General features: G+C 44.4%; 14 protein-coding genes. 12 read left to right on the forward strand and 2 right to left on the reverse strand.

The annotated features are described in order from the left end of the window. Positions 1-237 precede the first annotated feature (237 nt). Positions 238-3,489 (forward strand): T9SS type A sorting domain-containing protein, encoded by a 3,252-nt coding sequence (locus AABW11_RS07635; RefSeq protein WP_340104235.1) that lies wholly within the window; start codon positions 238-240, stop codon positions 3,487-3,489. Positions 3,490-3,602: 113 nt separating this feature from the next. Here the strand turns inward: AABW11_RS07635 and AABW11_RS07640 are convergent, their stop codons facing one another. Further along, positions 3,603-3,800: a hypothetical protein gene (locus tag AABW11_RS07640; protein WP_340104237.1), complete on the reverse strand. Its 198-nt coding sequence runs from the start codon at positions 3,798-3,800 to the stop codon at positions 3,603-3,605. 193 nt (positions 3,801-3,993) lie between these two features. On the opposite strand from AABW11_RS07640, the gene AABW11_RS07645 reads away from it, so the two are divergent. From AABW11_RS07645 to AABW11_RS07655, 3 genes are all read left to right on the forward strand, one after another. After that, positions 3,994-4,770, forward strand: a complete 777-nt coding sequence (locus tag AABW11_RS07645) for a DUF481 domain-containing protein (protein ID WP_340104239.1) — start codon at positions 3,994-3,996, stop codon at positions 4,768-4,770. A 1,014-nt stretch (positions 4,771-5,784) separates the two neighbouring features. After that, complete coding sequence (locus AABW11_RS07650) at positions 5,785-7,491, forward strand: SdrD B-like domain-containing protein (protein ID WP_340104241.1); 1,707 nt, start codon at positions 5,785-5,787, stop codon at positions 7,489-7,491. Between the two features lie 67 nt (positions 7,492-7,558). Continuing rightward, positions 7,559-10,981 (forward strand): sensor histidine kinase, encoded by a 3,423-nt coding sequence (locus tag AABW11_RS07655; protein ID WP_340104243.1) that lies wholly within the window; start codon positions 7,559-7,561, stop codon positions 10,979-10,981. 11 nt (positions 10,982-10,992) lie between these two features. Here the strand turns inward: AABW11_RS07655 and AABW11_RS07660 are convergent, their stop codons facing one another. After that, entirely contained in the window at positions 10,993-11,463 is a 471-nt protein-coding gene (locus AABW11_RS07660) for a DUF4174 domain-containing protein (protein WP_340104245.1), read from the reverse strand. A 198-nt stretch (positions 11,464-11,661) separates the two neighbouring features. Here AABW11_RS07660 and AABW11_RS07665 point away from each other — a divergent pair, with 198 nt between their 5' ends. The 8 genes from AABW11_RS07665 to AABW11_RS07700 all read left to right on the forward strand — a co-directional run bounded on the left by AABW11_RS07665 (position 11,662) and on the right by AABW11_RS07700 (position 22,166). Beyond that, positions 11,662-13,302, forward strand: a complete 1,641-nt coding sequence (locus tag AABW11_RS07665) for an N-acyl-D-amino-acid deacylase family protein (RefSeq protein WP_340104247.1) — start codon at positions 11,662-11,664, stop codon at positions 13,300-13,302. 146 nt (positions 13,303-13,448) lie between these two features. Next, the gene (locus AABW11_RS07670; protein ID WP_340104249.1) at positions 13,449-13,841 is read left to right on the forward strand and encodes a VOC family protein; all 393 of its coding nucleotides are present in this window, start codon (positions 13,449-13,451) and stop codon (positions 13,839-13,841) included. A 120-nt stretch (positions 13,842-13,961) separates the two neighbouring features. Further along, positions 13,962-15,065 carry a nickel-binding protein gene (locus tag AABW11_RS07675; protein WP_340104251.1) on the forward strand — a complete coding sequence of 368 codons (1,104 nt, stop codon included), beginning with the start codon at positions 13,962-13,964 and terminating at the stop codon, positions 15,063-15,065. A gap of 102 nt (positions 15,066-15,167) precedes the next feature. Continuing rightward, entirely contained in the window at positions 15,168-16,037 is an 870-nt protein-coding gene (locus AABW11_RS07680) for a helix-turn-helix domain-containing protein (protein WP_340104253.1), read from the forward strand. Positions 16,038-16,581: 544 nt separating this feature from the next. Next, positions 16,582-16,989, forward strand: a complete 408-nt coding sequence (locus AABW11_RS07685) for a YybH family protein (protein WP_340104256.1) — start codon at positions 16,582-16,584, stop codon at positions 16,987-16,989. Between the two features lie 252 nt (positions 16,990-17,241). Further along, the gene (locus AABW11_RS07690) at positions 17,242-18,612 is read left to right on the forward strand and encodes an FAD-binding oxidoreductase (RefSeq protein WP_340104258.1); all 1,371 of its coding nucleotides are present in this window, start codon (positions 17,242-17,244) and stop codon (positions 18,610-18,612) included. 91 nt (positions 18,613-18,703) lie between these two features. Further along, positions 18,704-19,393, forward strand: a complete 690-nt coding sequence (locus AABW11_RS07695) for a hypothetical protein (RefSeq protein WP_340104260.1) — start codon at positions 18,704-18,706, stop codon at positions 19,391-19,393. A gap of 331 nt (positions 19,394-19,724) precedes the next feature. Then, entirely contained in the window at positions 19,725-22,166 is a 2,442-nt protein-coding gene (locus AABW11_RS07700; protein ID WP_340104263.1) for an outer membrane beta-barrel family protein, read from the forward strand. Positions 22,167-22,263 lie beyond the last annotated feature (97 nt).

The raw sequence follows: 22,263 nt of genomic DNA on the forward strand, positions 1-22,263 counted from the left end.
CCGGGCACGAAAGATAAGGGAGTTATTGGCGTAAAAGAAATCACATTCCTGTCTCAAATACCATCGTTTGTTTAAAAATGATTTTTATTTTTATGGTTTTATCACCAATATCATAACTAAACGCAATCTCAAAAAAATCAGGTTGGGAGTATTTCAAATAAAATGTCGCCGATTCCCCCATGAATCTGCGCGTATAGTTACAGAAGTATTTAATTCCAAATTAAGCGGGGTCCCACTATGAATGCCTTTATACGATTCGCCTTCACAATCATGTTCACTTTCTTTTTATCCGCGGCGATAAGCTTGCTCTGCCCGCTGACAGCCCAGGTAAATTCTGAAGATCCTTTCCGGGGCAACTATATGCTTGGGGAAAACTCAGAAATAGCCGCTTTGGATTTTGGAAATTGGGATAGTTTGGCCTCGGTCACATTTACCTTCATTGATGCAAACGGCGATATTGCCACAGGAGGCCTGAACAAGCTGAACTCACAGTCAGTTGAGCAGGACTGGGATATTCACGGGGACTGGGACAAACTTCAGGCAGATCTGGCAACCGGCGATTTTGATGCCGACGGTTTAGATGATGTGATAGGTGTTTGGAACCGGCCAGACAGCACGATTGTATTGTATGTCCCGGAAATCGATCGCAACTCATATAGCTGGGTAAACGCCACGCGAATGAGCGTTCAGGACGACGGTTTCCCTAAGGTTTATGAAACAGATGAAGATAATCTGAGAGGCTGGATACGAATGATGCCCGGCCAGTTTGATGAAGATGCCGAACCTGAATTCGTGCTGGCATACTGGGCAAATACCGGCGATAAAAGCGGCGGACCCATTCAAATTATATTGTATGATACTGACGGAACACTGATTCCAAGGCCAAAAGCCTCCGTTGCCAATAAGGAACTCTCCCCTTTTATAGAAAATGCAAACTACGAGCTGATAAATGGAAGCCGTTTTGATATAGCCACCGGCGATTTTGATCGTGATGGTACGGACGAGATCGTACTATTAAGTGTAGAGCCTGGCCCGGAAGTTAATGGTACTGTCCGCGGAAAACTGGTAAGTACAATCTACGACTTTGAAAATGCGCAAATTGTAGAAAAGGTCAGTTTAACCATATCAGAACATGAGAGCTATGAAGGGCTGGCTGTGACCACAGGAGATTTCAACGGCGATTTATTTGATGAGGTAGCCCTGGGATTTGAGAGAACCGGCTATATCCTTTCAGTTAGTTCAGACCTCGATTCCATTAATATTAATAGTGCCAAAGATTTACAAATTTTCGGCTCAATATCGATAACAAGCGGCGATGTAAACCTCGACGGCCGAGAGGAAATTATTGTCGCCGGCCCAAATCAGCTGTTTGTAATTGAACCGGATGATAATCTGAATTTGGACAATGTAGTTGAGTCGGCAAGAACGGGTTATTCTTCTAATAAAAGTTCTCACCGATTGATAGCGCTAACGGATATGGATTTATCAGACAGCGATACCTTGCAAACGGAGTTTATTACTGCCGGTTTCTATGAAATGCTTGTGTATCAAAATACAAGGGACGGCGATGAGTATAATATTGGCGGTGATGAAGGGAGGGACGAGACGGCTTCAATTGAACCTGAAGCTCCTGTAGAGTATGGATCTTTTTATGCATTGGCTGCGGGAGATTTTGATGGTGATGCCGTACGGCTTGGGCCTCCAACACGCCAGACCGTGACCAATATCACACAGCCGCTGGTTGTTCTGAACGCCCCGCCGATTCATTACGATATTGTTGATGGGGAAATTTACGACATCAACAAATGCTTCGATGCAGATTTCAGAATCAACTGTGAACACCGCTCGATCTACGAAAATGCCAGTAGTTCCAAAATGGAGGTTTCTACTCAGGTAAATGCCGACTGGGGCGTGTCTGAATCTATAGAGGCAGGGGCCGGCGCCGATTTCGGGTTTATAAAGGCAAGTGTGGAGGGATCGCTGGGCCGGAAATATGGCGGAGGATTTTCGAATATTGAAGGATCAGCGGAAACAGTGACAGTGAAGGTGACCTCAGATGCCATTGAAGACGACCGTATTTACGCCACTATTTCAAACTATGATATTCTCGAATACCCGGTCTATGCTAAAGAAGCAACCCGCCAGGGTAGCGTAATCGCAGTAGTGCCAAAATTAAAGGGCCTTGAGAGCCTCCGAAATACATGGATGGGCAGCAAAAGCGGGAATGCCCGGGATTATATTTCCGATCACGAAGTCGGCAACATTTTATCATATCGGTCTGAAGTGACTCTTCCGGACTCGGCAGAATTTTTTGATAGTGGAAATACCGAAGGTGGCGGCGGTGATTCCTGGGTGCTGTCAGGAAATGCCACACATACATGGGAGCTTCGCTTTAGTAAACAAAGCATTCTTCAACGCGAGCGATCAGTGTTTCAGCAGGTTTCAAGTTCGGCTGAGGCATCAGTTGGTGGCGGGTTCGGCCCATTCCGGACGAACCTGACAGGCAAAGTGTCGGATCGGTATGACAACGAACAGATATCGACCCACAGAACAACAGTGCGGGAAGAGAGTGCTCTGATGGTGGAGTTCGGGACAATTGACGCGACCATACTCGGCTCAAAAACATACACTGTATCTCCCTACGTATATTGGGCATCTAACGGAGCTCTTGTGCTCGACTATGCCGTTAATCCAGATGTGAGTGCGGGCGTTCCGTCGTGGTGGGAGGAAGTCTATGGAGCTAATCCAGACCTGACGATGAACCTTCCTTGGAAATATGATCAGCAAAAAGGGATAGGCAGTACAAATCCTGCCGTACAGAAAGAAGAGACGCGCGATATCATCTTTAACCCGCAGCGGCCTGTGGCAGGTGATAAAGTGACGATCTCGGCGAGAATTCAGAACTACAGCCTTACAGATAATATTACGCCGCTGAACGTTCGGTTTTACCTGGGTGATCCGCGGAATGGCGGAGAGCTTTTGGCTGATGAAAACGGCAACAGCGTGATTAATATTTCTCAGATCCAGTCGAGAGAGAGCCGGGTTGCAAAACTGAGCGGCTGGATTATGCCGGACGGACTCAACAGAGACTCCAAGATCTACGTGGTGATCGATGAAGAGGATAGCATCGGGGAAGTTCATGAAGATAATAACATCGCGTGGGCATTGGTAAATCCTGAGCTTGGTATGGCCACATCAAACGAGGATAAAATCGCGGAAACGCCGCAGCAGCATCGTCTGTATCAAAATTATCCTAACCCATTCAATCCATCCACAACGATTGGATTTGAACTCGGTGAATCTGGCCGGGTGGCTCTTGATGTCTTTGATATTGCCGGCCGAAAGGTGGCGGAATTGATCGATGGACCGATGGCAAAAGGCTATCACACCGTAAGGTTTGACGGTTCCGTACTTTCCAGCGGTGTCTATTTTTACAGGTTATCAACCAGTGGATTTGTGCAAACCCGGAAATTGGTGCTGGTGAAATAAGATGTGAACCTTATTATAGGAGATCAGCGAACGTCCGGCGATACTTTACTTAACTTCAGTTCAGTAGCCGGACGATTTTTTTTGATTCAGCCAAGCCTGATATTTACCAGGTGTTACTTGCCCCGGGTCAGTAGAATCCCCACCACCATCACCAGTGCCGATATCACAATGGGAACCCAGTTTCCGGTGCTTATGGCAACATCTGCGCCGAGTGCACTGAATGATTCTGAATCCTGCATATATTGATATGTATAATAGATGACGCCTACCAAACCGCCAATACTCAAAATTCCGCCAATAGCTTTCTTCATAATCGTTTGGTTTGATTTAAGATTAACCTCAAATAAAGTATAAGTTATTCTCTGATAATAAGTTTCACAGGCTTCAAATCCAAGATTGGCGTTTTGAAAGTAGAAAGTTAGAATTTAGAACTGAAAGTCCAGGTTCGTACCTTTTCAGCCTGTTTAAAATGACCAAAATCTGAATGTAATCAACATCTGACAAATGGTAACTCGACTTAGTGTAACGGTACTGCTTCTTACTCTTTTGTTTTCGAAATCTATTCACGGACAAGTTCTTAATGTAGAAAGCTTCCGAACCGAGGCTTCAATTGACACCACTGCGGCCTGGGCCGGTGAAACAGCTTTTGATGTGTCGCTTAGTAAATTCACTGAAAGTGTATTTAAGCTCGGCAATGAAACGAACGCCTCATATTTTTCCGGTAAACACCGATACCTGTTTTTGACGAGCGTAGAGCTCATCGATGTTGATGGAGCAAGCGTTATCAGCAATGGTTACTTTCACTTGAGAAGTACATTTATTGAGAATAAAACGGTGTCACCGGAGATATTCACGCAGTATCAATACAATGAAAACCTGGGCCTGAACGAGCGATACCTTGCAGGTGCCTCTGTTAGATACCGATTCCTGGACAATCAGAATATTCGTGGCAGTCTGGTTACCGGTGCTATGTTTGAGCATGAGCAATGGGTACTTGAAGATGAATCAACAGTGGAAAATAATCTTTTGAAATCCACATCAAATATAGCGGTTCGCGGGCAGCTCACAGAAACGACTCAGCTTTTGCTGATCGGATACTACCAGGCACGCCCCGACCAGTTTTTTAAGCCACGTGTAACGTCAGAAAATCAGCTAAATATGGAAATCTCTAAATACCTGACCTACCGCGTAAAATTCACCCTCACCTACGAATCTGAGCCAATTGGTGATACACCCGATTTGATTTATACGCTGAAAAACGGCCTTGTTTTTTCGTTTTAAAAGGAGTGGCGGGTCACTTTTTTCCATTATTTAGCCATCGTAATAATCGTGCATTTTTAGACATTTTGAAAATGCTTTACCCTTAACTCTTTTTATGAACAAATGTGTGGTTTTGCATCTATTTACTATTCGTGGAGATCTTACTGGAGTATTATCGGTCATGCTTTATCCAAATCCATCTGAGTGGGCTGGCTCTGGATGTTGAAAAATACTGCCCTTTTAAATTCCGAAGCAATTCAAATGACAGGAAGTGGTAGAAAAAGCCAGTTTAGGAAGTCCTGTCAATCTGAAAGTTTCTCCGTTTTTTATACAGATGGTCCCTAAAACTGGCGACCCTATAAAAATGATCACGAGCCAAACATTTAGAGTGCGCATATTACTCTCAATAATTCCGAAATATATTCTTATTTCATCTACTGATCAGGCGGGGGTTGTACCTGTTGATTTAAGCATTTAAAAATTTTTACCGGAAAATATATTTTTTTGTTTATCGAATGCATGGAATCTGCCTTGTTCAGAGTATCTAAAATTCAGGACCCATCCTTTCGGGCGGAAAAACAGGGTAGAATACAAATGTCTACTTCAAATCAGACAGCCAAGCTCCATTTGTAAAGATTGATCGCATTAATTAGGTAAGTATCATTTGGGATATTATGCAGCTGCAAGGCAGATATGTCATAATCTTATACGAATTTTAGTCGCTGAAATTTCTCAAGTCATGGAATTTGTCATGCTTTCAGATGAGTATCGATAACTATAAAAAAAACTGAAAGATGAGTAAATCTTAAAGTTATATCGGGTTGATATTTGCTATGTTCCAAGACCGCGTAATTTATAAGGTCAGAAGCACCGATTGTTGTTAGTTGCTGGAAATGTATTCTAAAAGCTAAAATAATTATTGAACGACGGTTTAATCTGAATGGGACAGTCTCTTGTCAAAAAATTTGGGTTTGATAAGCGGGAGAGTAAAAGCTGAAAACAGGATTTATTTAACTTTAAGAATAAGGTGTTACTATGAAAACAAGACTTATCATTCCAATTACTACACTGTTGCTGATGTTGTTTGCTGTGTCATCCTGCGATAACAGCATAAATACAGACCTGGAGGAAACCTTGGCACCTTATCTTGAGCTTGAGGCAATCGATGAGGCATCGAATACAACCCTTACGATTCGCCGGGGAACGGCAGCAGGGCTCGACAGCTATTTTGCCTTTGATGTCAGCAATATTGAAACCAACGGAATAATTTCAGAAGGACTGGTTGAGGGCTGGTGCCTTGAGTGGGACAAACCTATTGCTCAAAATAACGACCGTCACGACGGCGTTGAGGCCTACTCCACTTTTGGCAGTGAAAAATGGAAACCTGTCAACTACCTGATGTCTATCAAAAATAAGTTAAAAAGAGAAGATCCAAGCCTGACGTACAAGGAAATCCAGGTCGCGATCTGGTCTTTAATTGATGTACCGCGTTTTAACGTAGATGAGGTGCTTGCCGCCGGTCGAATGCCGTCACGCATGATGACCAATGGACAGCCAAATTTTAGCGTCTCTAAGGTGAAAGACATTGTAGATCGTGTTCGAAGCAATGCTGATGCCTACACGTATACTGAAACGACTCCCTTTATGGTGTTTGCCCGAACAGAGAATAATAGTCAGAATGGTGGATTTGTGCCATGCGAGAGTGGCGATGCAGATCAGTGTGAAGGATATGTTTCCATTTCAGGTTCTGTTTATGTGGATGCAAACGGAAATGAAACCTTAAATTCAAGTGAATCCGGAATACAAAATGTGACTGTGACCCTCACCGACGAATACGGCAATGAGCATGTTACACAAACCGAGACCGACGGTTTTTATTCTTTTGTAGTATTTACCGGAGATGAAGAAACATCTTTCTCGCTTGAAATAGAACAGGAAACTGATAATACAGAAGATTTTAATGAAGGTCTATTTGATACATACCTGCCCACTACGCCAATTTCAGGAATCTCTGTTTCGATAGCTGAGGATAACGTGTCAGGAATTAATTTTGGTTTTGAACCTGACATTGACGGAATAATCATTGCACTTCTTGGCGGCGATGGAGTCGAGCCCACCATAGTAACAAATACAGAAACCAAGATGTTTTGGACCAAGCAGCTTGTATATGGCCTACTGTCCGAATTAGGGTTAGCAACCGGGATTTTGACGGAAGAAATACCGTCCGAGGTGCCTTTGAGTTTATTGACTGAGCATCTTGAGGATATCGAGAACTTACTAAAGGAAAATCCGTTTCAGTTCGGCGAAAATAAAGTATATGCCGCACTTCTTACTATTTTGAGAAATAGCTCAGATCTTGAAAGGCTGCTCGCAGAACTGCTTACGGCCGAGCTGAACGTGGTAAGCGGAAGGGGATCAGGATCTATTGAATTCGATCTGGCTCTTATGGCATTTGGAGAGTCGTCTGCAATAGAACTCAGCGGAAGCCTACCGGGACTGCGTGCTGCAACGAGAGTCGAAACAACGAATGCTGATGGCATGCCGGATTTCAAATCCATGAGAACTGTTGAAGATGCTGAAGAGATTTTGCACCAGATAAGAACATCTCAAATTGGAACGGCATCTGTGACCACCGGTATAATGCCACTTACATCCTCAGCTGAATTGGATGATGCAGAGCCGCTGTTACAGTCATATAACTTGTCAGGTGGCGGTGGCGGATCTGTAGGGCCAGCCGAATAAGCCAGTTGACTAATTTTGTGAAGGGTAAGATATGAGAATTTGTTTTTTAGCTATCCTGTGCCTTTCTATGATACAGGTATTTACAGCAGAGGCTCAAACACTACCTTTCACCCACTACACACCCGAGCGTGAAATTAATCCTCTGCCCTCTGCAGAGGTTCACTATGTTTACCAGGATACAATAGGTTACGTGTGGTTTGCCATATACTCCTCAGGATTGGTGCGCTACAACGGTACATCTATGGATGTTTACGGGGTTGAAGATGGGCTCCGTGATCTCACCGTTTGGGAAGTTACCGAAGATTCAAAAGGCAGATTATGGGCCACATCTAACGCTGGTCTGGTGGTATCTGAGAAACCACTTACTGACTACAGCACTGGTGAGCCTGTTCGGTTTGTAACCGAAATTGATGGAGTTGAGCTTCTTGATCGATCAGTGAACCATAACCGAATGGTTCTCGATAGTCGCGACCGACTGTGGGTGGGAACTGACAATATTGGCATCGTTCGGTACCACTATGACGGGGCGGGTGTTTTTGCAGCAGATACAGTTGATACCGGGGTAAATGATGAGGGGCTCCAAACACCTGTACGCGCTGTTGAAGCAACCGGCGACGGCTTTGTCTGGGCAGCTCTTGTCCAGGGCAATCTTCTGCGCTATGATCCGGATGACAGGATTGCTTCTTTTAACTCAGGAAACAATCTAAGTACCAATTCATTGTTCACAGATGCAAGCGGAACGCTTTGGGGCGGTGATCAGGGCGGACGTGTCTGGCAAATGAAAGATGATGACGATCAGCCTGTGTTTGTGACGATTGATCAAACATTGAAAAGCAACATTTCAGATATTATTTCCGATTCCCGCGGGAATCTATGGGTTTCAAGTGAAGGCGAAGGCATTTTGAAAATACCGTTTAAGAGTAGTGATTCAGAAACAAAAGAGGCGATTGAGCAGACAAACGGCCTGCTTGGTAACATCGTCTTTAATGTATTTGAAGATCGCGAAAAAAATATCTGGATTGCTCAATCCGGCGGTGTGTCTAAGCTTAGGTACAACTATCCTGCTTTTAAAAATTTAACGGCGGTTTCTTACTCAGGTGAGCAACCACTTCTCCCGGGGGCATCGGTTGGCAGTGTGCACTATGCAGCAAACAGCCTGTTTCCATGCAACTCGCTGGCGGGAACGTCTCAGGGAGGTGTTGCATGTATTTCGGATCAGTTTGAGTCTGAAAGCATAACCCAGAATGATGGGCTACAGAATAACTGGATTAATGGAGTTGAGTCTGACAAATCCGGCAGGATCTGGATTGGAACGCTCAGAGGCCTCAGCAGTATATCATTTGGTAAACCGGCCCCTGTCAATGGTGTCGAATCATCAAAAGGCATTAATCTATATGGAGAATCAGGAGTATTATCACAGTACGGGAATACAGCAAGTATTCTTGCGGCTGAAAATTTAATGATCGATTTAGACTCCTCGCAAACGCGCTCAGTAGAAAGTCAGTGGTTTCCCGCGTATCACGAAGTATATGTAGTAGCAGATGACAGGTTTTACAACATGAACGATAGATTTGGATTACCTGCCGTAATTTACCATTCTGCTGCATTCGATGGTGACGGCCATCTGTGGCTTGGCACCCGTGACCGGGGCATTTATCGTTCAACAGAACCATTTTCACTTCAAACCCTACAGGAGGTAACTGAGTCGGGCGAAAATGTTGATCTTTTTGAGCAATGGTGGTCAACCGGGAACGGAGCTCCATCAAACCAGATAGAAAAAATGCTGTGGACGCATGGGCTGATGTGGGTGGGAACACAAGCCGGCCTGTACGCGCTGGATGCTGCGACACTTGACAAACGACATGTGATAACAACTGAAGATGGATTTCTTGCAGACAATGCAACAAGTTTTGATCTGTCACCTGTTACAAAAACGTTGTGGGTGGGAACAAACCAGGGACTTGCCGAGGTAAATCCTGAAACAGGAAAGGTACTTAAAACAGTGACCCGCCTGGATGGTCTTGTTGATAATGAAGTCTGGTATTACGGATCTGTAGATATAGGGCCGGATGGAAAAATTTATTACGGAACAGCCAAGGGCGTGTCGATTTATGATCCGGCCAAAGACTATCAAAATGAGGAGCCGCCGATTGTGGTTATTGAGTCGGTTTTAACGGAAGAGGAACAAGGAGAAAGAAATCAATTTACATTTGAATATTCAGCGCTAAGTTTTGGAAATGAACGAGGTTTGCAGTATCAAACCCGTTTAACCGGGTTCAACGATGAATGGTCGCGGCTTAAGGCCGATACACGCATCAACTATACAAACTTACCGGCAGTCTTTTTTCCAAAAGAGTATACGTTTGAAGTTCGTGCCATTAACGAAAGCAATATCTCATCCGGTGAACCGGCCCGATATTCCTTTTTTGTTTCACCGCCGTTGCTGCTGGAGTGGTGGGCGTTTTTGGGGTACTTGTTTATTTTGGGGTTAGGTATTTTTTCGGTTGATCGCTTTCAGCGCGCGCGCCTTCTGAAAAAAGAGCGTGAAGCTGCCCACCTCCGGGAAACAGAGCTAAAAGCAGAAGCAGCGATTGCGCGGTCGAAAGTTGCCGAAGTCCAGGCAAAGGCACTGCAGGCAGAGAATGATTTAAAAGTTGCGGAGCTGGAGAAAGCCAGGGAGCTCGAGTCCGCGTATCATGAGCTTAAAAATACCCAAAACAGGCTAATTCAGGCAGAGAAAATGGCGTCTCTGGGCCGTTTGTCAACGGGTATTGCCCATGAAATAAAGAACCCTCTCAATTTTATTAACAACTTTGCAGAAGTCTCGAACGAGCTGGTAGGTGAGCTGAAGGACGCCATTAAAGCAAACGATACGGACGAAATTACCTTTATCCTGTCAAGCCTCAGTTTCAACACTGAAAAAATTGAGGAGCATGGTAAACGCGCCGATTCAATTGTTCGCTCAATGATGCAGCACTCAAGAAGCGGTAGCTCCGATATGGAAAAAACAGACTTGAATCGCCTTATAAAGAAGTATGCAGAACTTGCCTACCAAGGCAGGAAAGTTCAAAATAAAGAGATTGACGTAAGTGTATCTACAGAATTGGATCCATCACTTCAGCCGTTTGACCTAATGGCGCAGAAAATAGGCCAGGTTCTGCAAAACCTTATTGAAAACGCGATTGATTCAGTCTGGTCGTATTCAAAAGAAAAAGGCGATGAATTTAAACCAGCCATTGTAATTGAATCTGTTCGGTTTGATGACCGTGTGGAAGTGCACATCGCTGATAACGGGCCGGGCATTCCGAAAGAAAATCGAGAGCGAATTTTTGAGCCATTCTTTACTACAAAACCTACCGGCGAGGGAACTGGCCTGGGACTCAGCATCAGCTATGATATCATTACCCAAATGCATAACGGCAAGCTCGAAATTGATGAGTCGGACATGGGAGGAGCTCTTTTTGTGATTACGCTGCCGATTGTCCAATGATGTGCAAAGGGTTAACCGCCATCTCTCATTTCACGCTGACGCATTGGCATTCTGTCAATGACGCGGAATAATTCGTCCGTGGCAAGAAACTCGTCCTGTTTTAGTTTAACACCGCCGTCTTTGCCAATTAAAAAAATGGAATAGCTGTTGTCAGGGGGAGAGAGGCGGGACCGAATGCTATTTGCGGATTCATCAGAAATTATTTCATTTTCCAACGTAGCACACTCCCCCTCAAAAACTGATATCAGAACCAAATCTCTGTCACGCAGTTCCTCAGAGTGAAACGCAAATTCATTCATTTGACGCTGATAAGACTCGCTTTTTGAATGCTTTGCAAACATCACGATGATCCGGTTTTCCCACTGGAACTGATTGAGTGAAATGTCTTTGCCTGGGCAGTCCGGTTCATTTTTGTCGTCACCGGCCTGAATGTGTGCCATAATAAAGAAAGGCAATAACGTAAGTAGTAAGATCTGATTCATAGCTATTGTTCAGTGTAAAGGGATGAATTTAATTTGAACGTTCATCAATTCAATAAACGGACAGGTGGTAGCGGGCCGTTCCATTTTACAGATGTCAAAACATAATATATGATTACTTTACAGTTAGCATCATTAATGATTCATTAGTATAATCACGTAAGCAACAAAGATAAGCTTATTAAAAGTGTGAGATATGATATGATAAAGAGAGTCTTGTTTGCAGGTTGTATGATATGGTTTGCTGCCTGCAGTACCACCGAATACGACCTGATAATAGAAAACGGCCGGATTCTTGATGGATCAGGAGATCCATCCTATACCGGTGACCTTGCCATAAATGCCGACACCATCGCCGCGATCGGGGACCTGAGCAAAGCCAGTGCCCGAAACGTTATTGATGCAGAAGGCCTTGCCGTTGCCCCGGGATTTATTAATATGTTGAGCTGGGCAAATGTATCGCTTCTGCATGATGGCCGGTCGATGAGCGACATCTTCCAGGGTGTCACGCTAGAAGTGATGGGAGAAGGGACATCGATGGGGCCGCTGACCAGCAAGATGAAGCTGGAGATGGCCGATAGCCAGGGCGATATCAAATATAATATATCGTGGAGCACTCTGGGAGAATACCTGGAAAATTTAGAGGAGAATGGTGTATCTACAAATATAGCATCATTTGTTGGAAACGGAACGTTAAGACGGTATGTGGTTGGGTTCGAAAATCGGCCCGCAACCAGCGAAGAACTCGACCAAATGAAAGAGCTTGTTCATGAAGCAATGCGGGAAGGGGCTGTTGGGATTTCCTCTTCCCTGCTCTACGCACCCAGTGCTTATGCCGATACAAATGAACTGATTGAACTGGCAAAAGTGGCATCTGAGTATGAAGGGATGTATATATCTCACATCCGGGATGAAGGCGACAGCTTGTTGGAATCTATTGATGAACTTATCACCATTGCCAGGGAAGCAAACATTCGAAGTGAAGTTTATCACCTGAAAGCATCTGGCGAAAGCAACTGGGCGAAGCTGGATACCGCAATCACAAAAATTCAGCAGGCTCGTGATGAAGGATTAGCCATCACCGCAGATATGTATAACTATCCCGCCAGTTCAACTGGTTTGCATGTGCAACTTCCGGATTGGGTGCGTGATGGAGGTATTGAAGCTATGATCGAACGGCTTGCAAATACATCGTACCGGGATTCGATTCTCTCAGACATTGAGTTCTCTCATACTCCTGATAAAATTCTTCTGGTTGGATTTGAAAATCCTGACTTACGCATTCACCAGGGAAAATACCTGTCGGATTTGTCAGAAGAGCTTGAAAAAAGCCCGGAAGAGGCCATGATTGACCTGATTGTGGAGGATGACAGCAGGATACAAGTAGTTTATTTTTCGATGTCTGAAGAGAATATGGTCAAAAAAGTGCAGCAGCCCTGGATGAGCTTCTGTTCCGATGCCGGTTCCTATGCACCGGAAGGTGTTTTTTTGAATTACAGTACACATCCGCGGGCATACGGATCTTTCGCTCGGCTGCTGGCCAAATATGTACGTGAAGACCAGGTGATTTCGCTTGAAGAGGCTGTTCGTAAGCTGACGTCTTTGCCGGCTGAGAATTTAAGACTGGAAAAGCGTGGGTCGCTAAAAGTAGGCCATTTTGCTGATGTAGTGGTGTTTGATCCCGAGACAATTCAGGATAACGCCACATTTGAAGATCCGCATCAGCTGGCAACAGGTGTTGAACACGTGTGGGTAAATGGAGTTCAGGTACTCAAAGATGGTGGACATACCGGTGCCATGCCGGGGCGAGTAGTTCGCGGCCCGGGTTATCAACCTCTATAGATGGGCATAAATGTGTTTGTCTTAGACTTAGTTTGACTGTTGATTTGATTAAGCAGGTAAATTTTTGTTCTATGTAAATCTGTTGAGTGCTAAGTATGAGGAATGCCAAACGTATAATTTAAACCGACAGTATAACAGTGCAAGTTATGCCTGACCTGAGATTTAACCACTACACAATTAAGGTGAAAAACCTGGACATAAGCGCAGCATTTTATGTAGATGTTGTAGGGCTTGATGAAATTAAGAACAGAACTGAAAAGCCGTACATACGATGGTTTTCGATTGGCGAAGGCGAGCTTCATATTGTTGAGGGAGATACATCCAGAATACAAACTACTGTCGGTCTTCACCTTGCTCTGAAGACATCAGATCTTGACGGTATGATTTCACAGCTCAACTCTAAGAATATATTGCTTCACGATTCATCTGGTACGCCTCACAGCTATACCTCGCGGGCCGATGGCGTGCGGCAGTTCTATTTTCAGGATCCGGATGGATACTGGATCGAGGTGAATGAAGCTGATTCAGTTGAAGGGTAAGGTCCAATTCCGGAATCTACTTAAGCAGTCATGAAAAAATCGCAATCATAAAAGTTCAAATTTGAAGTTCCAGACTTTTAGTTACATTGATAGGTCATTCCCTTCCTAATATCTGACATTATGCCTTTATTCATGGATTATCACTTGATTGATGAGATTGATATCGATTCGGTAAAACTGGGTCATAAGTTAGATAAATCCCTGCAGGATAAATACAGCGTCAGGTATCTGCAATATTGGGTGAATCAGGAAGCCGGAACAATCTTCTGCCTGATTGAGGCGCCTGATAAGGAAGCTTGTGAAGCAGTTCACCAGGAAGCCCACGGGAATATCGCCTGCCAGATTGTTCAGGTAGAGAGTGGCTTTTATAAATTGTTTATGGGTGAAACCCATCAGCTCGATGATGGGATTGTTGTAGGTAAAGACGGCAATTTAGACAAAGCCTATCGGTATGTGCTTGCGATCGATATTTGGGGAATTACAAAAGCTACAGTCACAACGGAGTTGAACCAACTGATACTGCCCGGGAAACCTAAAAAGCTGGTCCGGAGAATCATTCCCACGTACGATGGACGAGAGATCAAAAACAGTGAATTTTGTGAATTTCTGTGCGTCTTTACGCAGGCTGATGAAGCGATGGATTGCGCTATTGAGATACAAAAAGAGCTCTTAAAACGAAAAGAGAGCTCAGAGGATGAATCATGGAACATCACATTCCAAATGGGGCTCGGGGGCGGTCAGCCGGTGAAAATGAGTGATTCTTTGTTTGAAGAAACCATCAAGATTGCCCGGCGGCTCAGTTTAATTGCCAGTGACGTGGAAATTGTAGTATCGAACATCGTTAGCAGATTAAGTGCGGATGATGAGATAAATGAGAGCATTCCATCATTAAAAGCGATACAATCAGCAGAAGAGGAGTTTCTTGTACAACTGTTTGATATTACTGAAGAGAATCTCTCAAACCATGCGTTTAATGTCGAAAAACTTTGCCGCGAAATCGGTATCAGCCGTCCGCAGCTCTACAGAAAAGTGACAGCCATTACGGGCAGGCCTCCTGTGACGTTCATCCGCGACATACGCCTGAACAAAGCCTTATCACTCATCAAAGAAAACAAGTGCAACCTGTCCGAGATTGCCCTGGAAATCGGTTACAATAGTCCCTCCTACTTTTCAAAGTGCTTCCGCGGAAAATATGGTGTGAAAGCTTCAAGTGTTGCTGTATAGGTTGATTTTAAAAAATATGATGAGCTAATTTCTGGAATGCTTTGTAATTATTCCAGATGTCTCCGTTTTATTTTTCCCCTTCCAACTAAATGGACATAAAAAATGAACTTAAAAACTGTCACGATACCAGGATCAAAAACCAGGTTACAGTTCGGCTCAGGAGAAAAATCAATTTGTGATTATGGGCTTACCTACTCCTATATAGGTTTTTCAATTCCTGAGCAGTTTACAACCCTTTTTCCACGAATTGGCTTCCTTACATTTACAATGGTTACCGGGAAAGACATTGAAACACAGTTCCTGAACTATGAGGGCTCGGTAACAAGGCCGAACCACTTATACATTTCCGGTTTGTTTACCGAAAGTTCGTTAAAGATCAAGCAAACAGGAACCGGTGGTGCTTATGCAATGAAAGTGCATCCGGTGGTTGGCTATCACTTTTTAAAAATCCCTATGTATGAATTGTTAAACCGACAGGTCAGAATTTGCCGAATTATCGATTCGAGAGGCCGGTTCTTAGAAAAGGTAGAATCGGATTATGAAATTACATCGTTTGATAATCCCTACGTAAATCAGTTTTTCGAGGAAGTTCTGCCCCCCAAAGCAATGTTTCTAGACGACCCTATCTATCACGCTGTAAATAGTATCATCAAAAAAAGAGGCTTGATCTCGGTAAAAAAACTGGCAAAACAATGTTTTATGAGCAGGCGGACTCTGAACAGGCATTTTCAGCTAAAAGTGGGACTTTCTCCACAGGCGTATGCCAAAATCTGGCAGGTTCAGTATGCCATGGAACTCATACAGCGGAATCCAAAGGCCAGTCTGGCTAAAATCGCTTTTAAAGCCGGTTATTACGATGTGGCCCATTTAGCCCGCGATTTCAGAAACAAAGTAGCTCTCCCCCCTTCAGAATTGCCTCAGAGTATTAATCCTCTCTCCCAAAACTTCCTTGATGCACCGGGTGTATCGTAACCCGGATTATTCATCTAGAAATTTGGTGGTGGGCAACATGACGGCTGTCGGGACACGATCAAATTTCGAAGCTGCCCTGCAATCACCTGAACTTGAGTTACGTATACAAATTTTTATCTATAATAAAATCAGTTACTTATACTTTTATTTCACGCATATTCGTGAATCTTACGGGGGTAATATTGTCCGATTCGTACAGTAGAAATGAATCATATTCTAATTATGATTTAATTGGTAAAATACTGTAAAACCTATCTTTTGTCAGACCAGGTTGAAATGGGTGCCACGCCCCATTATGGTATGATGAGCGGCCCTAGGAAAAATACTACAGTAAACATTGGGGATTCGCCATTTCTTCTGACAATTGAAATAAATCGGGCAAGAGAATAATGGTTTTAAAGAGAAGACCGATTTCTCAGCCAATCAATTATTCACATTCTAAATAGCAACTATTATGAATCTTTTATTAAAAATCTCATTCACATTTATACTGATTAGTAGTTGGTGTATAACAACTCTACAGTCTCAACCTAAAAATGGAATCATGGCTGAATACCCCGAAGAGCAAGCAGAAATATTACAAACATGGGACGAAATTGTTAAGAGTGTTAAAGCCGGTGATATAGATAAATTAATTTCATTTCATGCGTACAGCCCCAAGTTTACAGAGTTTAAACAAGGCGCCCCCCGAAACGGAGCTGAGGACAACGAAGCTTTTGAACGGGGAGTGTTTGGAAGTGTAAAAGAAGTTTTGAAAATGGATGGGAATGATATGAAAATTGCTGTCTATTACGGAAACGTAGCCGTAGTGACCTTCCACTCAGACTTTCATCTGCAGTTTGAAGAAGAACTCGCCGTAGTGAATGATCAGATCAGCCTGGTATTTGTTAAAAATAGTGCCGGGGATTGGAAAATTGTGCATGAGCATCATTCGCCTTTGAAAGAGGTTTAAACGTGTAGCCATAAAAGGAGCTTCAAGCGTTGCCTGTGTTTTCCGGCATCCTTTAAGTGTCCTTTTTTAGTCAAGCTCTCCAATAAATGAATCAAAATTGCTACTTATTGAATGATTTGTGATGGATTTCCGACTTTCCCCCGAATAAATTGAATTAAAAGGTGAAGAGAGAACCATTGACTTTATTACAAGACCGGACAGCGTCCGACTTTTTTATCCAGTCATACTTTCAAAATCAAAAACAAGAGTAATATGAAAACAGTAATCAGTGATTTAAGACACGACCTGAATGTGGAAGTCATCCGGCCCGGGGATGTGACTTATGATGAAGAACGAAGTATATACAACGCCATGATCGATAAGCGGCCGGCTCTGATTGCGAAATGCAAAAATGTGGATGATGTGATTGAATCTGTAAATTATGCCAGGGAGGAAGGCATTGAAGTGTCCATACGCAGCGGCGGACACAGCGGCCCCGGCCTTGGCCTGGTGGATGACGGTATGGTAATTGATCTGTCTCCTATGAAAGACATTCAGGTAGATCCCAAAAGAAAAACTGTTAAAGTTGAACCAGGATGCACCTGGGGTGATGTGGATGCCGCCACTCATGAATACGGTCTGGCAACCGTGAGCGGGGTCATATCCACCACAGGCGTGGGTGGCCTCACGCTTGGAGGCGGCCATGGGTATCTGACCCGGAAATATGGCCTCACCATTGATAACCTCATCAGCGCTGATGTGGTACTTGCCGATGGAAATCTTGTGCACGCAAGTGAAAACGAAAATGCAGACCTGTTCTGGGCACTGCGCGGAGGCGGCGGAAACTTCGGAGTTGTCACTTCATTTGAGTACCAGCTTCATACCGTAAAAAATGTAATTGCGGGACCAATGTTTTGGCCAATCGATCAGCTTGAAACCACGATGAAATGGTACCGCGACTGGCTACCTGACATGCCGGACGATGTGTACGCGTTTTATCTTGTGTCAGAAGTTCCATCTGCAGATCCTTTTCCTGAAGAGATCCGGGGAATAAAAGTATGTGGCCTGATGTGGTGCTACACGGGACCGCAGGATCAATTTGAAAAATATCTTAAGCAGGCCCGCAGTGCAGCTAAGCCGCTTTTTGAATTTACAGGCGAGATGCCCTATCCCGCACTTCAAACCATGTTCGACGGATTATTCCCGCCTGGTTATCAATGGTACTGGAAGGGAGATTTTGTGCACGAAATAAGCGATGAAGCTATTAAAGAGCATGTGCGTTTTGCCAATATACCCACTCCTCTCTCGACCATGCACCTCTATCCTGTTGATGGTGCCGCACACGAGGTTGGCAGCGATGAAACCGCCTGGAATAAACGTGACGCCCGGTGGTCGATGGTGATTGTGGGCGTAGATCCCGATCCTGAAAATGCTGAGAAAATCAAAACATGGGCCCGGAACTACTGGAAAGCCGTGCACCCTCACACGCTTGGCGGATCCTACGTCAATTTTATGATGGAAGAGGGGCAGGATCGTGTAGAAGCATCATACGGAGATAATTATAAGCGATTGCAGAAAGTAAAAGCTAAATATGACCCGGATAACTTTTTTCACATCAACCAGAATATTAAGCCGGCAATCTAACACAATCATCCAGGGAGAGTTACAGCGTGTTTACAGATTAAACAGGCACAAAAAATGTGCCATTACATCTAAAAATAAAAAAGGAGAAATCATGAAAACAGTAAAACTGATAACTGTGCTGCTGGTAGCAGGCCTTTTATATGGGTGCGAATCTGAATCGCCTGTCGCACCGAACAGCGATCTGGACCAAATAGCATCTTTAGATGCACAGTCAATAACCGCTGATGCCAAATCAAATACCAAGTCTGCTGCTGATATATTCAATGTCGTTACCGGCAAAATGACAGGAGAATCCACGCTGCACCGCAATGGCAATGGTATAACAGTAAATTTTAAAACAACCGGCCTGATGCCAGGTCACGCCTATACCTTGTGGTGGGTGGTTTGGAATAAACCGGAACAATGTGCTACTCCGGGCGCATGCGTAGAATCTGATTTCGCAAATGCCCTGAACGTGGAAGTTCAGCTTATGTATGCCGCAGGAAGCGTTGCAGGAAATAACGGGAAAGGGAATTTCTCGGCTCACCTGAAAGAAAATGATGACAGCGGCTCAATTCATGAGCTTTTTGGACTGCCAAGCTTTGGCGGCCTGCAGGATGCTGATGCCGCAGAGATTCACGCTGTGCTAAGGAGCCACGGCCCAAAAGTACCCGGCCTGGTAAACGAGCAGATTAATAGTTATGAAGGCGGCTGTGTCGTCAATTTTGCCCCCTTTTCTGAAATACCTGACGAAGTTGGAGAGTGCGGGGATATCATTGCTGCCATTCACGCTCCACTATAAAAGTTTTTGATCCAGTCATGGCCAGACCCTTTTAATCAATAGATCAAGAGACCCAAAGGCCGGATTGATGATCTTCAAAACGGCTTTTGGTTTAACACCGGTTCAAATCAAAAGCGAAGATTGTATATATGGCTTCGAGCTAAAAAAGCCTGAAAAGTCCAAATAGTTGCGCGGTATGTCCAAAAATAAGCCTCCGGCGACCAATATATTGGATACTACGTGATGAGACAGAAACTCCGCTTTGCCGGGATTTATCACTTGCAGCGACTCTTCAAGTATTATCGGCCGGTGATTTTACAGAAGGAAAATTAACAGAGAAAAACAGATCAATATGAGAAATTTCAAGAATATGTTATTCGTATGCACACTATTTACAGTCTCTCTTCTCTTTTTATTTGCTCCGGTTATAGAGGCACAAGGTCAAATTACAGGAACTATCCTTGAAGAGGACGGCTCACCCATTCCAACAGCTAATGTCCTTTTATTGAATCCCGCGGATTCGTCAGTGGTGAAGGGAGCCGTAACCGACAATTCGGGGGTCTATGAACTCACCGGCATCACGCCCGGCCCGTATCTGCTTTCTGTATCCATGATAGGGTTCAGGCGTTATGTCTCTTCTGTTTTTGATGTAAACCAAAGCTCAATCGAGTTCGATGAAATTGTACTCCGGCTCTCGCTGGAACAGATGGATGAAGTGGGTGTTACCGCCCGGCGCCCCCTGTTTGAGCAGAAGATCGACCGGCTTGTTGTGAACGTTCAAAGCAGTATCACCTCGTCGGGCAGCTCCGTGCTTCAGGTTCTGGAGAAGTCGCCCGGAATACAGGTAAACCGGCAGAGCAATTCCATCTCCATGAGCGGTAAATCCGGCGTGCGGGTGATGATCAATGATAAATTCGTGCAGCTGCCTATCGATGCCGTCATACAGATGCTGAACGGAATGAGTGCCGCAAATATCGAACAAATTGAGCTCATCACCACGCCGCCGGCCAGGTACGATGCGGAAGGAGATGCGGGAATCATCCATATCAAAATGACGGAGTTTACCGAATTGGGAACCACAGGTATGGTGGGTGGAAATGCGGGTATTAATTATGCAGAGATACTGGGCGGAAATTTTAACATCAGCCATCGCAAAGAAAGATTTGCCATGTTTCTGGATTACTCCATTAACTACGATCGAACGCAAACTACTTGGAACAATCAGAGGGATTTGGTAACGGATACCTTTACGGAGCAGGTCATCATGGAGAGCACCCGGAACCCATCCACGGGAGTTCAAAATGCTCGTATGGGACTGGAATTCAAAATGGGCCAAAAAACAACAGGCGGACTCCTTGTTACAGGATATCAAAGACTCTGGGAAACACGGGATATTTCGGACAATTTTAACCGCTTCAGCCCTTCTTCCAGCCTGCTCACCGAAATGTCGGTACGAGAAACCAACCGGTGGAGAAACGGTCTGATAAACGTCAGCCTCGATCATGACGTCAGTAAAAACGGTTCGCTGCGGTTTGATGTGGATTATCTCTATTACGTAAATAACAACCCTTCATTCTACGTGAACAGGTTTGTAGAGGGTGATATCAACCGTATGGACGGTGAAAGTATTGATGTTGAAAAAGAGACACCCATACATATACGGGTTGCAAAACTGGATTACGTTGAGGTAGTTTCAGATAAGTTTACCCTTGAAACCGGAGTGAAAGGTTCGCTCTCTGATTTCACCAATATCGTGAGCGTTTCCAACCTGGTACAAAATGCGTGGGTTGTCAACGATACGTTTTCTCAGGATGCCGACCTGTCGGAAAAAACAGGTGCTATATATCTTTCCGGAAACTGGAGCCCCGTCGAAACGATTCAGGTGAATGCCGGACTGCGCTTTGAGTACACAGACCGCTTTTTAAGCACCCCCGACAGCCCCGGGCTTGTAGACGTACAGGATGGCTATCTTTTCCCCAGTTTATTTGTTCAGAAAAGCTTGCCAAAGGATAAACGTATTGGATTTTCCTACTCCCGCAGAATTACCCGGCCAACCTTTAATGATCTGGCACCATTTGTTTTCTTTTTGGATCCAAACACGTTCTTGTCTGGCAATCCCGACCTTGAACCTGCCACCAGTGATGCACTGAAACTGGACTATAACCACAAGCAGCTTCTCGTATCCCTCCAGTACAGCTACACGAAAGACGAAATTGTTGCATTTCAACCCGTTGTAGATCCGGACAGGAACGAGCAGACATTCAGCACGCAGAATCTGAGCTATTTTCAATCCTATGGATTTACGGCAAGCCTGCCGGTATTTTTCGCCCCCTGGTGGGAACTTCGGGCAAACGTATCAGGAACGTATCAGGTATTCAGAACCGCCCATATGGATGACAACCAAACCCGGGATATATATGGATACTCCGCAAATCTTACCCATTCTATAGATCTCCCCCGAGATTTTTCGCTTGAAGTTTCAGGGTATTACCAGTCCAAAACGTCTGCAGGCATCATGCAGTTTAAACCCCTGGGTGCTGTGAACGCCGGCATTCAGAAAAGAGTGGCATCCGGCAGAGGAACGCTGCGACTATCTGCTGATGACCTGTTTTCCACAAATTTGTGGAGATACAGTGCAAAAATACCTGGCGCAAACCTGGATACCAGCGGCATCTACGATTTCAACAACCGTAACGTAAAAATGACATTTACCTGGAATTTTGGAAACAGCAAAATTAAAAATGTAGATATCAGCGCCGGTTCCGAGGAAGAGCAGGCAAGGGTGACGAACTGATGTGCAGATAGCAACGTAGTTCTGGATTGATTTCTATTGTATGAACAGGGGATCATTGAGAAGTATCCCATTCAATGAAAACATTTTGCTGAATAAA

This window comes from Rhodohalobacter sp. 8-1, from assembly GCF_038150125.1.
Lineage (GTDB): Bacteria > Bacteroidota > Rhodothermia > Balneolales > Balneolaceae > SW132.